Consider the following 14,418-nt stretch of genomic DNA (forward strand, 5'->3'; position numbering starts at 1 on the left):
TGCGCCCCTGGGCTCCCACGGGTCACTTCACTCATTTGGGTGACAAGTCGGGGCGATCTGGCCCGATCGGGGCATGTGGCCGACAGAATCGGACCGGCCTTCCGGGGTCATCTGTGTGCTGTCAGGGCCTGATGGGGGGCCATCGGCATGTTTCGTTTCAGGGCCGCGCGGGCCGGGGCCAGGTTCGTCAGCGGTGCCATGATCTTCGCTGTCGGCACCGGGCTGATGCTGCACCTCGGGCATGTGCTGTTCCGGGAGCTGCGGCAGGTCCGCAGGTCCGCGGGTACCGCACAGGGCGCACTGCTCAGGCCGCTGCCCGCGCGCATCGACGGGCTGGCCACGGCCGCCGCACAGCTCTCCGCCGACCGAGGTGCCGCCGTCGGAGGCGACCTCTACGACGTGATCGCCACCGAGCACGGCGTACGGGTGGTGATCGGCGACGTCCGCGGGCACGGCATCGGTGCGGTCGGGACCGTCGCCGCCGTCCTGGGCTGCTTCCGCGAGGCCGTGCACGACGAGGTCGAACTCGCCGGTGTGCTCCGGCGGCTGGACAGCGCCCTCGCCCGACACCTGCGCCGGCAGGCGACCACGGGACCGGACGCCGACACCACGGTCATCGAGGACTTCGTGACGGTCCTGCTGCTGGAGATCCGGCGCGACGGCGAGCTGCGCGCCCTCAACTGCGGCCACCCCTGGCCGTACCTGCTGGGTGAAGGCCGCGCACAACCCCTCACCGGCGCCGACCCTCTGCCCCCGCTCGGGCTGTTCCCTCTCCCCTCCGAGCTCCCGCTCGTCGACTGCGGCAGACTCCGGCCGGGTGAGGCCCTGTTCCTCCACACCGACGGCGTCACGGACGCGAGAGACGACCACGGCGGGTTCTTCCCGCTGCCCACCGCGCTCGCCGAGGCCGTACGCGACCGCCCGAGCTCACCTCAGTCGGTGCTGCGAGCCGTCTTCACCCAACTCCTGCGCCACACAAGGGGGAGGCCCGCTGACGACGTTGCCATGCTGGTGTTGTGCAATGACCGTCGGCCCAGCCATGCCCCAGTAGGGGCGCGGGGAACTGCGCGACCAGCCACAACCAACCGGCAGCCGACAACCAACCTGTAGTCCCGAGCTCTTGGTCATCGGCGCCCCCAGCGGAGTGCACCGGCGGAGCCGTCCGCCCCGCCACGGAGTGTCGGGCAGGCAGCCGGGCGGACGGCGTGGAATCGGGCCACCGCACTTGTACGAGGGGGAGCCGGCGGCCCGGCCGGCCTCTTTGCGAGGCATTTCAGTCAACCGGCCCGAAACTCTCCGCGACAGCGCGCGCACAACGCGGATACGAGCGCTCGGTTCACACCCCGTGTGAAGAGGGAAGCGCTACGCTGCACGCGGCCGGTACGAGCCACCGGAGGGCACCCATGCAGCCCAACACGCTGCTCGACGCGATCCTCGACGAGGCCGGGATCTCACACGCGGGCCTCGCCGCCCATGTGAACCAGGCAGGGCGCGCACGCGGTCTCGCCCTCAGGTACGAACACACCGCGGTGGCACGGTGGTTGAAGGGCCAGCGCCCGCGCGGCCAGGTGCCCGACCTGATCTGCGAGGTGCTCGCGACCCGGCTGCACCGCACCGTCACCCTCGACGACATCGGACTCGGCATCCCCGGAGAGCCGGCCGGTGCCCACGGTTCGTCGCTCTCCGGCTTCGTGGAGCGCGCCACCGCCCTGTGGCGCTCCGACGAACAGCAGCGCCCGCACATCCTCGGCGCCCCGGCCGTCACCGGAACCCCCGCCGTGATGCCCGTGTGGGAGTGGGAGAACCCGCCCGAGGACGTGGACGTCTCGCGCGGCGGCCGGCACCAGGTCAGCATGGCCGACATCGAGATGCTGCGATCGGCCCGCACCCACTACGAGCAGATGTACCGCAAGGCGGGCGGCATAGCGACCCGCACCCGTATCGTCGGCTTCCTCAACGCCGAGGCGGCGCCCTTGCTGCGCGGCAGCTACACCGATGCCACCGGGCGTCAACTCCACCGTGCCACGGGCGGTTTGGTGGCCGTCGCGGGCATCTGCGCCTACGACTCCGACGCCCACGGGCTCGCCCAGCGCTACTTCCACCAGGCGCTGCGCCTGGCGAAGGCCAGCGGGGACCGGGGGCTCGGCGCGTACGTGATCGCGCTGCTCGTGAACCAGTCGCTGTTCATGAAGGAGTACCGGCAGGCGGTCGCCTTCGCGGAGGCCGCCCTGCGCACCGCGGGCAAGCACATCACCCCGGCGCTCGCCTCGGACCTGTACGCGATGCAGGCCAAGGCGTACGCGCACCTCGGTGACGGCACGGGCGCGCTGTCCTGCATCCGGCGTGCCGAGCAGGCCGCCGAGCGCATCCGGCGCGGGTACGAGCCGGACGAGACCGGTTATGTCCAGCCCGGCCTGGTCAACGTACAGGTGGCGGAGGCGCTGCTCAGCCTCGGCGATCTGACGGCCGCGGCCGAGCACGCCGCCCACGCGGTGGACACGCCGGCGCACGACCGGGGGCGCGTCCACCGGCTCGCCATGCTCAGCCAGATCGAGCTGCGGCAGGGCAACGCCGACAAGGCGGTGGCGAGCGCCGTCGAGATGGCCGAGACGGCGCGGGGGATGGAGTCCCAGCGGCTGCGCGACAGACTGCGGGCGGTGCGCGAGCACCTCGTGCGCAGCGGCTGCGCGGGCACGGCCGAGGCCGCGGAACTCATCGACGGGGCACTGCGCGTACCGCTGTAGCGTGGAAGGCGTACCGAGGAAGACTGTGCCCTCTGCGCCTCTCCGCTCGGAACATACGGGAAAAATAGGGGAAGACCGCGCCTCCGCTGTGTCGCGAGCGGGCCGCCATGCGCTCACTGTGAGCCTGCTGTCAGGCATCTCCTGCTGCGATATTGCCACTTACTCGGCGGAAGGTGGCAGAACCGTGCAGTGGACGAAACAGAACGAACAAACTGTGTATGAAAACCGCTGGTTCAGCGTCAATCTCGCGGATGTCGAGCTGCCGGACGGGCGGCACCTCGATCACTTCCTGATACGGCTGCGGCCTGTGGCCGTGGCCACGGTGGTGAACGAGGCGGACGAGGTGCTGCTGCTGTGGCGGCACCGCTTCATCACCGACAGCTGGGGATGGGAGCTCGCCGCGGGCGTGGTCGAGGACGGCGAGGACATCGCCGAGGCCGCGGCCCGCGAACTGGAGGAGGAGACCGGCTGGCGGCCGGGACCCCTGCGTCACCTGATGAGCGTCGAGCCCTCCAACGGGCTCACCGACGCCCGGCACCACATCTACTGGGCCGACGAGGGCACGTATGTCGGCCACCCCGTGGACGACTTCGAGTCCGACCGCCGGGAATGGGTTCCCCTCAAACTCGTTCCCGACATGGTCGCCCGCGGCGAGGTCCCGGCCGCCAACATGGCGGCCGCGCTGCTCCTCCTGCACCATCTGAGGTTCGGGCAGGACGCCATGCCCTGATCCCCCCCACGGCGTCCGGCGGGTCAGCGGCCCGCGGCCTGCCAGATCGCCACGACGAGCGCGCCCACTGCCGTGAGCGCCGCCACCGCGGGCAAGGGCCAGCGGGTGTGCTCCAGGGCGACGATCCGGGCGCTCAGGTCGTCGATCTCCTTGGCGGTCTGCTCGGTACGGTGACTGAGCAGGGTGATCCCTCCCTCCACGCGGGCATGCGCCACGTCGAGGCGGCGGCGTAACTCTGCGAGTTCACCGTGGACCACGGGATGCTCGGGGTCGGTGGCCACGAGTCCCACTCCTTTCTGTAGTCGTTTCACTCCTGCATGCGCACGTGCAGTCAACTCCCCTGGTGGGCGCGTGGGGAGCGTGTGCGAGGGGCATATGCGTGCCCGGCGCGCACACGGTGTGTGAATGCAGTGGGCCCGGCACCTGTTTCGGTGCCGGGCCCACGGACATCTCAAGTCCTACGCAAAGTAATCATATTGACCTGAACGGTTGATCCGGCATCAGACCGACACGCGATCAGGCCGACGCGCGATCAGGCCGACGGGTCAGCAGGCTGACGCGCCATCACGGGTACGTGTAGAAGCCCGACCCCGACTTCCGGCCGAGCCGGCCCGCGTCGACCATGCGCTGGAGCAACGGGGGAGCGGCGTACAGCGGCTCCTTGTACTCCTCGTACATCGAGTGGGCCACCGAGGCCACCGTGTCGAGGCCGATCAGGTCGGAGAGCTTGAGCGGGCCCATCGGGTGGGCACAGCCCATCTCCATGCCGTTGTCGATGTCCTCGCGGCTGGCGATGCCCGACTCGAACATCCGGATCGCGGAGAGCAGATACGGGATCAGCAGCGCGTTGACCACGAAGCCGGACCGGTCCTGGGCGCGGATCGCGTGCTTGCCCAGCACCTTCTCGGTGAAGAGCTGGGCCCGGCTCAGCGTGCCCTCGGAGGTGGTGAGCGCGGGGATCAGCTCGACCAGCTGCTGCACGGGCGCCGGGTTGAAGAAGTGGACGCCGATGACCTGGTCGGGGCGCGAGGTGGCGACCGCCAGCTTCACCAGCGGGATGGACGAGGTGTTGGAGGCGAGGATGGCGTCAGGACGGGTCACCACCTGGTCGAGCACCTGGAAGATCTCGGTCTTCACCCCCTCGTTCTCGACGACGGCCTCGATCACCAGGTCGCGGTCCGCGAACTCGCCGAGGTCGGTGGTGAAGCTCAGCCGGGCCTGCGTCGCGTCCCGCTCCTCCGCGGTGATCTTCCCGCGCTCGGCCGCCTTCGACAGCGAGTTGAACAGCCGGGTCCGGCCGATCTCCAGCGCCTCGCCGGTGGTCTCGGCGACCATCACGTCCAGTCCGGCGCGGGCGCACACCTCGGCGATGCCCGCTCCCATCTGTCCGCAGCCCACGACTCCGACACGTGCGATATCTACCGAACTGCCTGTCACATCGTCCCTCTCGCCAGTGCACGGACCATCGCAGGAAACCAGCCGATCAGGTCCTGCGCCAAACCTGCACGTTACCTTCGGCGGCTACTGATCAGTATCGCGGGTTGCACATGGCAGGCTTTCCGGACACGGGCGCTCGCAGAGGGGCGGCACCCGGCACGCAGACGGAGGGCACGGGAATGAGTCGGATGTCGCGGCGGCTGTTCGCCGGGGCGATGCTCGGCGGCCTGGTCACGGCGGGAGGCGCGGCCGCCTGGGGCGTCACCACAGGGAACGCCGACAACGCCGCCAACGACGACAAGGCCCGGCGCGAGGCGCCCACCACCGCACTGCGCGGCATGTGGCTGGCGTCCGTGACCAACCGCGACTGGCCCTCGCGCTCCGGCCTGACCGCCAAGCAGCAGCGCGCCGAACTCATCGCCCACCTCGACACCGCCGTGCAGCGCCGCCTCAACGCGGTGATCTTCCAGGTCCGGCCCGCGGCCGACGCGCTCTGGCCGTCCCCGTACGAGCCGTGGTCGCAGTACCTCACCGGCACCCAGGGCAAGAACCCCGGCTGGGACCCGCTGGGCACGGCGGTCAAGGAGGCCCACGCGCGAGGGCTGGAGCTGCACGCCTGGTTCAACCCGTACCGCGTCGCGCTCCACGACGACCCGACGAAGCTGGTCGCCTCCCACCCCGCCCGCAAGCACCCCGACTGGGTCGTCCCCTACGGCGGCAAGCTCTACTACAACCCGGGCATCCCCGCGGTCCGCGCCTTCGTCGAGAAGGCCATGCTCGACGCCGTGCGCCGGTACCCGGTCGACGCCGTGCACTGGGACGACTACTTCTACCCGTACCCGGTCGCGGGCCAGACCTTCGACGACGACGCGGCGTACGACGAGTACGGCGGTGGTTTCCCCAACCGTGCCGCCTGGCGGCGCGACAACATCGACAAGCTGGTGCGCGAGACGGCGGCGCAGATCAAGAAGATCCGGCCCGGCACCCAGTTCGGCATCAGCCCCTTCGGCGTCTGGCGCAACGCGGCCACCGACCCGCTCGGCTCCGACACGAAGGCGGGCGTGCAGACGTACGACGACCTTTACGCGGACACCCGCAAGTGGGTCCGCAAGCACTGGATCGATTACATCTGCCCGCAGCTGTACTGGAACATCGGCTTCGCCGCCGCCGACTACGCCAAGCTGGTCCCGTGGTGGGCGAACGTGGCCAAGGGCAGCGGAACGCGGCTGTACGTGGGTGAGGCGCTCTACAAGGCCGGCGACCCGGCCCAGCCGGCGGCCTGGCAGAAGCCCGGGGAACTGTCCAAGCACCTCACCTTCGCCCGCGACTACCCGCAGGTGCGCGGGCACGTGTTCTTCTCGGCCAGGGAGGTCAAGGAGGACAAGATCGGCGCGATGGCACGCGTGGTCGCCGACCACTACAAGCGGCGGGTGAATCCGCCGCGCTGACGCACCGGGCTCCGTGAGGGGCGCGGGGCAGTGTCGACATGCGGCTTCGCCTAGTGCGCGGGTTCCCCGCGGTGGCGGACGACCGAGTCCGGTCCGGGGGAGATCAGGGCCTCGTGTCCGTCGTCCTCGAAGCGGACCCTGAACGGGGGAGTGCCGTTCGGTCCCAGGACTTCGACGATCATCGCGGTCCTGTCGTGCTGCCCGACGGTCCGGCCGTGCACCAGCAGGATGTCGCCTACGTCTGCACGCATCTGGAGGGCCTCCTCGTTCGCACAGGAGTGGTCCGTAATCGCAGTCTATGGCGGATGGCGCCGGTTGGGACCGGCAAGGGCACCGCGGTCGGGCGGTCAGCCACGCGCTCGCTGCGTGACCGCGATGCAGACCAGTACGGCCGCCGCCGTCACGGGCGCGGCGGGAGTGAGCCGCTCACCGAGCAGCAGCACCGACCACACCAGTGTGAGCAGAGGCTGTGCCAGCTGCAACTGGCTCGCCTTCGGGATGCCGATGGCGGCCATGCCCCTGTACCAGACCACGAGACCGAGGAACTGGGAGCCCGCGGCGACCCACAGCAGCCCGGTGACGCTGTGCGCGGTCAGCTGGACCGGCTCGTACGACAGCGCCACCAGCGCGCCCGGCACGGTGAGCGGCAGACACAGGACCAGCGCCCAGCCGATCACCTGCCAGCCGGGCATGACCCGGGCCAGCCGGCCCCCCTCGGTGTAGCCGGCCGCGCAGACCACCAGTGCGCCGAACAGGTACAGATCCGCCGTCGTGAGGGCGCCGCCGCTCTGCCCCACGGTGAACGCGACCACGGCGGCCGCCCCCGCGAGGGCCGCCGCCCAGAAGGTCCGGGAGGGGCGGGTTCCCACGCGCAGGGCGGAGAACAGGGCGGTCGTGAGCGGGAGCAGGCCGACGACGACGGCAGCGTGCGCGGTGGTCGACGTCCGCAGCGCGAGCGTACTCAGCAGCGGAAAGCCCAGGACGACACCGGCGGCGACGACCGCCAGTCCCGCCCAGTGGCGGCGACCGGGCAGCGGGACGCGCAGTACCAGCAGACAGCCGGCCGCGAGCGCGGCTGCGAGGACGGTGCGCACGGCCACCAGTGACCAGGGGCCGAAGCCCTCCAGCCCCCAGGCCGTGGCCGGGAAGGTGAGCGAGAAGGCGGTGACACCGAGGGCGGCCTGGAGGATGCCGACGGTGCCGGGGTTCTGCCGTGAGCCGTTCTCCCGTGCGGTGGTCCGCCGCGGAGTGCTGACCGCTATCCGGCTTGGCGCAGTAGCGCTATCCTGTGCTCTCATGCAAGAGCGTAGCAGTGTCCGTGAACTGGCGAAACAGCTGCGGCAGGAGCTCGATCGCTACTCTCCCGGAGGAAAGCTGCCGTCGAGTCGCGCACTGGTCGAACGCTTCCGGGTCAGCCCGGTGACCGTCTCGCGTGCCCTGGCACAGCTGGCGGCGGAGGGGCTGGTGGTCACGCGTCCCGGCGCGGGCGCCTTCCGCGCCGAGCCCCGGACGACTCCCGCTCCCGCCGGGGACACCTCGTGGCAGGAGGTCGCGCTGAGCGCGGACGGTGCCGCCGACCTGGTGCCGCGGACCGTGGACGCCTCGGGGGTACTGGTCTCGCTGGCCGCCCCGCCGCCGGGCGTGATCGAGTTCAACGGCGGCTATCTGCACCCCTCGTTGCAGCCCGAGCAGGCGATGGGCGCGGCCCTGTCGCGGGCCGGGCGCCGTCCCGGGGTGTGGGCACGGCCGCCCGTGGAGGGGGTCCCGGAGCTGCGGGAGTGGTTCGCGCGGAGCATCGGGGGCACCGTCACCGCGGCCGAGGTGCTCGTCACGGCGGGCGGCCAGTCCGCGCTGACCACCGCGCTGCGCGCCCTCGCGCCGCCGGGCGCCCCGGTACTCGTCGAGTCACCCACGTACCCCGGCATGCTGGCGATCGCGCGGGCGGCCGGACTGCGCCCCGTCCCGGTCCCCGTGGACGCGGACGGAGTGAGGCCGGCGCTGCTCGCCGACGCCTTCCGGGCGACCGGCGCGCGGGTGTTCGTCTGCCAGCCGCTGTTCCAGAACCCCACGGGCGCCCTGCTCTCGGCCGAGCGGCGGGGCGAGGTGCTGCGGATCGCGCGCGCGGCGGGCGCGTTCGTGGTCGAGGACGACTTCGTCCGACGGCTCGTGCACGAGGACGCGGGGCCGCTGCCGCGCCCGCTGGCGGCCGAGGACCCCGACGGGGTGGTCGTCCACGTCTGCTCGCTCACCAAGGCGACCTCGCCCAGCTTCCGGGTGGGCGCCCTCGCGGCCCGCGGGCCCGTGCTGGAACGGTTGCGCGCCATCCAGGTCGTCGACACCTTCTTCGTGCCGCGCCCCCTTCAGGAGGCCGCACTCGAACTCGTCGGCTCCCCGGCGTGGTCACGGCATCTGCGGGCGGTGTCGGCGGAGTTGAGGCGCCGCCGGGACACGATGACGTCCGCCCTGCGTCTGGAGCTGCCCGAGTACTCCCTGCAGCACATCCCCTCCGGCGGCTACCACCTGTGGCTGCGCCTGCCCGACGGCACGGACGAGTACGCCCTGGTCACCGAAGCCCTCCGCGCGGGCGTCGCCGTCACTCCCGGGCGGCCCTACTTCAGCGCCGAACCCCCGGCCCCCCACGTGCGGCTGAGCTTCGCCGGTGTCGCGGGAGCGGGGGAGATCACGGAGGGGGTGCGGAGGCTGAGATCGAGTCTCGACCCGGAACCGAGCCCCGGCCCGAGCCGCAGTCGCTGAGCGGCCAGGACCGAGGCCGGATGAGAGCAGGTCAGGAGAGGAGCGAGCGGCCTGTGGGCGCCAGCCGCAGTGTCCGCGGGGCCGCTGTCTGCACGCGCTCGATGCCCGGCAGAACCTCGTTCCGCGCGAGGGGATGGGCCCGGACTTCGGCGAGGTGCCGTCGGTGAGCACTCTCGTCGGGGTAGGAGGTGAGCACCACGGCGACGTTCTCTCCGCCGCGGACCGGCAGCCTGGGGAACGTGTTGGGCGCCGTCTCGGTGGTGAGGGCGGCGAGCGGAGCCGGCCCCGTCTTGTGGAGCAGGGGGAGGAGACCGTCCCGTATCAGTGCGACGCCGTCCTGCCGCTCGGGAGGGAAGGACCACACGGTGGCGGACACGAATCGCTCCGGTTCCGGGGCACCGGCCCGGGGCCGCTCCGCCGGGCGGACGACGGGACCGTTCCCGTCCGACACGGGACGCAGGAGCAGGACGTCGTCGGAGTCGACCATGGTGGCGTTGGCCTGAGGTCCGTGCTCGGCCCAGACGGGGCCGCCGTAGAAGGCGGTCAGCGCCCGCTGCCGTAACGCCATGTCGCGGAACCCCCGCAGCCAGACGAAACGGTCCGGATCGTCGAGGTCCCGGAACTGGCCGAGCACGACCATCCCGGCCTCTTCCTGGGTTTCGACGAACTCCCGGTCGAACAGCTCGATGAGCTCGTCGCGCATGCCGGAACGCAGTGTGTACTGGCGAAGCTCGATCACGGCGGGGTGGCCGACAGGGTCGGTGGTGGGCACGAAGGGCTCCTGTTCCGTTCTCTTCTCCGGGCGCGGGTTCGCGGCTCGTTCGGTCGGAGCCGGGCGCAGGCCGACGGTAAGCGGGCCGTGTGCCAGGTGCTGTCAGGGTTTCCGGGGAGAATGCGCTCATGTCTGCCGGTCGACTGCTGTCGGTGCTGCTGTTGCTGCAATCCCGTGGCCGCCTGTCCGCGCGAGAGCTCGCCGAGGAACTGGGCGTGTCCGTACGGACCGCCTACCGCGACCTGGAGCGTCTGCAGGCCGCCGGGGTCCCGGTCTACGCGGAGCCGGGCCGCGGGGGCGGCTACCAGCTGGTCGACGGCTATCGAACCCGCCTGACCGGGATGAGTGAGGGCGAGGCGCGGATGCTCTTCTTCGCGGGACTGCCCGGCCCCGCCGCCGACCTGGGGCTCGCGGAGGAGGTGACGGCAGCACGGCTGAAGCTGCTGGCGGCGCTGCCCGCGGGACTGCGCGAGGAGGCGGCACGGACCGCGGCGGTGTTCCACCTGGACGCTCCGGGCTGGTACCGGGAGCCCGAGCAGACGCCGTATCTGCCGCTGTTCGTCGACGCGGTGCTCACCCAGCGTGTGGTGGACGTGCGCTACCGCCGTTGGCGCGCGCCGCAGGAGGTGCGTCGCCTCCTTCGACCCTACGGTCTGGTACTCAAGTCCGGTGTCTGGTACCTCGTGGCTGCCGCGGAGAGCCGGATCTCGACCTACCGGGTCACCCAGGTCCTCGACGCGGCGCTGGGCGACGAGCGGTTCGACCGGCCGGAGGATTTCGACCTGGGCGCGTACTGGGCCTCCTACCTCGAAGACTTCCAGGCTCGCCGCTACACCGGCACAGCCACCATCCGCCTGTCCTCACGAGGACGCCGACGCCTGCCCGACAACGTCCCCCCGGAGGTCGTGCGGGCAGTCGACTCCACCGCGACCGCCGTCGGCGACGACGGGTGGGTCGAGGCGGTCATTCCGACCGAGAGCACCGAGCACGCGTGCGGTGAGCTGCTGCGGCTCGGCATCGACGTCGAGGTCGTCGCACCGGCCGCACTGCGTCAGGCCATGGCCGACACGGTGGGCGTACTCGCCAGGGCCTACGGGCGTGGCTGACCCGCCAGGACGCGCGTCGGCCCCGGGCACGGCTTGCGTCCCTTCCGGGACCCGGACGCCGTCGAGGGCACCGAGGACGAGATGAATCGTCCTCCGGGCGGACATCCTTGTCGCCGAGCACCGCTCGTCCGCACCGAGATCAAGGGCCGCCCGCGACCTGTTGCCCGACCCCGGCCGCCATGCGGTGTCTTCCCGACACGCCCTTGCGTGACAGCAACGATGGCTGATAGTCACCTTTTAGCACTCTCGCATGGAGAGTGCTAACGCGTGGGCTGATGAGCTGCTCGTTCGCAGTGGATGCCGGGACGCAAGGGGGTGGGACAGCTGTGTTCGATGTCCTGCGAGTGCGCGATTTTCGCCTGGTGGCGATCGCGGAGCTCCTGTCCAGCCTCGGAGACTGGCTCCTGCTGGTTGCCGCACCCTACTTCGTGCTCCGCCTGACAGGATCAACGCTGGCCACCGGACTGACGTTCGCGGCCGAGACGGCTCCCGCCCTCCTCCTCGGCCCGGTTGCCGGGGTGCTCGCCGACCGCTGGGACCGTCGCCGCACGATGCTCGCCATCGACGTGTCACGGGCCGCGACAGTCGCACTCATGCTCCTCGTCCACCACCCGGGCCAGGTCTGGCTCATCTACGTCGCGCTGATCGGCGAGGCCGGCCTCGGGCTGCTCTTCGGCCCCGCCCGGAAAGCGCTCATCCCGGCGCTGGTGGGGCGCGGTCCGCAACTGACCTCGGCGAACTCCCTGGCGGCGCTGGTCTCCGGCACTGTCCGGCTCGTCGGCGGGCCGGCCGGAGGCGCCCTATACGCGCTCGCCGGCTTCACCACGGTCGTGGCCCTCGACGCCGCCAGTTACGTCGCCTCCGCCATCCTGATCACCGCGATCCGTCACCGCCCCGAACCGGCAACTCCGCAAGATCACGGGGGCACAGTGCTGGGGCGGTTCACTAACGACCTGCGAGCCGGCGCAACGCATCTCCGCGCGACCCCAGGCCTGCCCGCCGTGTTCGCCACAGCCGCGACATTCCTCGTCGGCAACGCCGCCCTGACCGCACTGCTCGTTCCCTACACCGGCACAGTCCTGCACGCCGGAGCCGGGAAGCTGGGCCTGCTGTTCGCGGCGCTGGGCGTCGGTTACCTGGCCGGAGCCCCGCTCAGCCGGGCTGTCGCCGCACGCCTCTCCGACCGGACCGTCATGACCAGCAGCCTGGCCGGACTGAGCGGGGTCTTCGCCGTCACCTTCAACACCCACGACATCGCCTGGGCTCTCGTCCTGTTCGTCCTCATCGGACCGCCGGGCGTGTGCTTCCTGGTCACCGTCGACACCTACCTCGCCCGCCGTACCCCCGACGCTCTACTCGGCCGCGTCAGCTCCGCCTACGGCATGCTCCAGGCGGCAGCCACGTTGGTAGGCATGCTCGGGGGCGCAGCCCTCGGCCAGCAGGCGGGTATCGGCATCACCGCAGATCTCGCTGCCCTCTGCGTCGCTGTCTCGGCAGCTACCGCACTGCTGACGCTCCGCCCCACCACGGCCGACAGCCCCGCGCCCCTGCCGACCTACAAGCCCGAAGTGTGAAACAGGCACTCAGGATGAGCGCCTGTTGCTGATCCCGCCGAAAGCGGTGTCGCATCCCGCAGCCTCGTGGCGTGCCTGGCTCGGCGGTCGACCGTTCGGGCGGATCCGCCAGGCCTGGTCGGCACCTCATGCGCGTCAGCAGGCGGCGGGCTTGCCGAAGCGTGCCAGGCAGTGCCAGACCTTCTTGAGATCCTGGAGGGCGTAGCGGCCTGTGCGGGCGGCGTCTCCGATGATCCTGGGATCGAGCCGGCCAGCAATGGCGATGTGGGCTCCCAGCTCGACGTATTCCGGGCCGCGGTAGCTCGGATGGCGTCGCAGTTCGTCCACGCTGAGCTGAAATCCTGCATGCCACTCGACCGTGCACGCGAGGCCGTGGGCGGCGGACTCGACCGCTGTGCCGCGATAGCTGGGATCCAGCACCAGGGCCTCTACGTCACGGTCGAATCTGACCGGTCCGTGAATCTGTGCCTCGATGTGGCAGTCAAGAGCATCCAGGTCCTCCGCCTCGGCAAGCCCGATGAGCGAGCAGCGGTCGGCGATGCCGAAAGCGGAGGGCTCGGTGGAACTGTCGGGGTAACAGAACGTAGTGCGAGCCAGCGTCGCAGCGGTGAGTCTGAAGTACGAGGAACCGAACCTCGGCGCGCCACCGACCGGATCACGACGGTAGTTCAACGCACCGTAGACAGGCCGCTGGTCAGCCGCCGCGCCGTCGTATGCGCCGGCGAAGATACGGCTCTCCCAGCGCCACCGGTCTCCGCCGGGACGAGCGGTCAGGCCACCGTTGCTCGTACCTGTCACGAACTGCGACCGGTAGACGCCGTCTTCGGCCATCTGGACCAGGATGGGACGGGTCCCCGCAGCACGATCGGGATGAAAGTGCATCGTCACCCGCAGGTCACGAGCCAGCGGCTCGCCCCTGGACGAAGCCGCGACATGCCGCAGAGCCCTCTTCCGAAGCGACACGGCGATGTCAGCACCCATGCGCAGAGTGTGCACGGACGGCGGACATCAACGCACCTCGATTTGTCGGGTCTTCTGCCCCGAGCCGGTTACCCCATTGCCGTGAACGCCTCCCGGTGGTCGCGTGCCCACTGCTCGAACGTGCCCGCCGGGCGCCGGAGCAGGTGGGGTACGTGGTCCGTGATGTAGGCCGCACCGTCGGCGCGCGCCCAGTTGATGCCGGTGATCACCTCGGCAGGCAGCTGTTCGAGCGCGCTGACGTCGGTGATTTCGACGGGCCGTTCCAGCACGCGCTCCAGGATCGCCGCCTGATCCGCGAAGGTCAGCAACTCCGGTCCCGTCAGGTCGAATCGCTGCCCGTCGTACGCGTCGCTGGTCAGGGCGGCAACGGCGACCGCGGCCACGTCCCTCGGGTCGACGACGGCCTGCCGGGAGTCGCCGATCAGGTTCGGAATCGGCTCTCCGGTCCGGATCAGAGTGCGGTGGTGCAGGAAGTTCGACGCGAAGCTCGGCGGGCGGAGCATCGTCCACGCGAACCCACCGGCCTCGATGGCTTCCTCACCGGCGAGGTGCCACGCGCCGACCGTCGCCCCGTCGAACCGCTCGCCGCTGCCGATCGCGGAGAGCTTGACGATCTTGCGTACGCCCGCGTCGCGTGCCGCCGTCACCAGGGCGATGTCGTGGGCCGCGGTCGGCACGGGCGGCACGGTCACCAGGAAGACCGTGGTGACGCCGGCCAGTGCGCGCGTCAACGACGCCGGATCGTCGAAGTCGGCCCGTACCCAGCCGGGGCGCTCACGCCGGGACATCGCCCGGAACGGGATGTCGTGCTCGGTGAGAAGACGGACCACATGACTGCCGATGGTGCCGGTGGCACCCGTAACAAGGATCAT

14 protein-coding genes are annotated in these 14,418 nt (G+C 70.9%); 7 read left to right on the forward strand and 7 right to left on the reverse strand.

The window, feature by feature from the left end:
• The first annotated feature begins 147 nt into the window (after window positions 1-147).
• The 3 genes from AB0959_RS29900 (at window position 148) to AB0959_RS29910 (ending at window position 3,474) form a co-directional block, all read left to right on the forward strand.
• Window positions 148-1,110, forward strand: coding sequence for a PP2C family protein-serine/threonine phosphatase (locus tag AB0959_RS29900; RefSeq protein ID WP_366829735.1), 963 nt, complete (start codon window positions 148-150; stop codon window positions 1,108-1,110).
• Between the two features lie 293 nt (window positions 1,111-1,403).
• The gene (locus AB0959_RS29905; RefSeq protein ID WP_366829736.1) at window positions 1,404-2,744 is read left to right on the forward strand and encodes a transcriptional regulator; all 1,341 of its coding nucleotides are present in this window, start codon (window positions 1,404-1,406) and stop codon (window positions 2,742-2,744) included.
• 184 nt (window positions 2,745-2,928) lie between these two features.
• Window positions 2,929-3,474, forward strand: coding sequence for an NUDIX domain-containing protein (locus tag AB0959_RS29910; protein WP_366829737.1), 546 nt, complete (start codon window positions 2,929-2,931; stop codon window positions 3,472-3,474).
• A gap of 23 nt (window positions 3,475-3,497) precedes the next feature.
• Here the strand turns inward: AB0959_RS29910 and AB0959_RS29915 are convergent, their stop codons facing one another.
• Both AB0959_RS29915 and AB0959_RS29920 read right to left on the reverse strand, forming a co-directional pair.
• The gene (locus AB0959_RS29915) at window positions 3,498-3,755 is read right to left on the reverse strand and encodes a hypothetical protein (protein WP_366829738.1); all 258 of its coding nucleotides are present in this window, start codon (window positions 3,753-3,755) and stop codon (window positions 3,498-3,500) included.
• A gap of 283 nt (window positions 3,756-4,038) precedes the next feature.
• Window positions 4,039-4,911, reverse strand: a complete 873-nt coding sequence (locus tag AB0959_RS29920; RefSeq protein ID WP_366829739.1) for a 3-hydroxybutyryl-CoA dehydrogenase — start codon at window positions 4,909-4,911, stop codon at window positions 4,039-4,041.
• A gap of 179 nt (window positions 4,912-5,090) precedes the next feature.
• Between AB0959_RS29920 and AB0959_RS29925 the strand changes: the two genes are divergently transcribed.
• Window positions 5,091-6,359, forward strand: coding sequence for a family 10 glycosylhydrolase (locus tag AB0959_RS29925; RefSeq protein WP_366829740.1), 1,269 nt, complete (start codon window positions 5,091-5,093; stop codon window positions 6,357-6,359).
• A gap of 50 nt (window positions 6,360-6,409) precedes the next feature.
• On the opposite strand, the gene AB0959_RS29930 is transcribed toward AB0959_RS29925, so the two are convergent.
• A complete protein-coding gene (locus AB0959_RS29930) occupies window positions 6,410-6,610 on the reverse strand; it encodes a DUF1918 domain-containing protein (RefSeq protein ID WP_366829741.1) in 201 nt (66 codons plus the stop codon).
• 96 nt (window positions 6,611-6,706) lie between these two features.
• Window positions 6,707-7,657 (reverse strand): DMT family transporter, encoded by a 951-nt coding sequence (locus tag AB0959_RS29935; protein ID WP_366829742.1) that lies wholly within the window; start codon window positions 7,655-7,657, stop codon window positions 6,707-6,709.
• Between AB0959_RS29935 and AB0959_RS29940 the strand changes: the two genes are divergently transcribed.
• Window positions 7,656-9,113, forward strand: coding sequence for a PLP-dependent aminotransferase family protein (locus AB0959_RS29940; protein ID WP_366829743.1), 1,458 nt, complete (start codon window positions 7,656-7,658; stop codon window positions 9,111-9,113). The genes AB0959_RS29935 and AB0959_RS29940 overlap by 2 nt on opposite strands.
• A 31-nt stretch (window positions 9,114-9,144) precedes the next feature.
• On the opposite strand, the gene AB0959_RS29945 is transcribed toward AB0959_RS29940, so the two are convergent.
• Window positions 9,145-9,885, reverse strand: a complete 741-nt coding sequence (locus AB0959_RS29945) for an NIPSNAP family protein (RefSeq protein ID WP_366829744.1) — start codon at window positions 9,883-9,885, stop codon at window positions 9,145-9,147.
• A 128-nt stretch (window positions 9,886-10,013) separates the two neighbouring features.
• Here AB0959_RS29945 and AB0959_RS29950 point away from each other — a divergent pair, with 128 nt between their 5' ends.
• Together AB0959_RS29950 and AB0959_RS29955 are read left to right on the forward strand one after the other, a co-directional pair.
• The gene (locus AB0959_RS29950; protein ID WP_366829745.1) at window positions 10,014-10,991 is read left to right on the forward strand and encodes a WYL domain-containing protein; all 978 of its coding nucleotides are present in this window, start codon (window positions 10,014-10,016) and stop codon (window positions 10,989-10,991) included.
• Between the two features lie 275 nt (window positions 10,992-11,266).
• Entirely contained in the window at window positions 11,267-12,565 is a 1,299-nt protein-coding gene (locus AB0959_RS29955) for an MFS transporter (RefSeq protein WP_366829746.1), read from the forward strand.
• A gap of 135 nt (window positions 12,566-12,700) precedes the next feature.
• Here the strand turns inward: AB0959_RS29955 and AB0959_RS29960 are convergent, their stop codons facing one another.
• Window positions 12,701-13,546: a DUF3626 domain-containing protein gene (locus AB0959_RS29960; RefSeq protein WP_366829747.1), complete on the reverse strand. Its 846-nt coding sequence runs from the start codon at window positions 13,544-13,546 to the stop codon at window positions 12,701-12,703.
• Window positions 13,547-13,614: 68 nt separating this feature from the next.
• Entirely contained in the window at window positions 13,615-14,418 is an 804-nt protein-coding gene (locus tag AB0959_RS29965; RefSeq protein WP_366829748.1) for an NAD(P)H-binding protein, read from the reverse strand.

The sequence above is a fragment of the Streptomyces sp. NPDC046862 genome (genome assembly GCF_040704615.1).
Classification (GTDB): domain Bacteria; phylum Actinomycetota; class Actinomycetes; order Streptomycetales; family Streptomycetaceae; genus Streptomyces.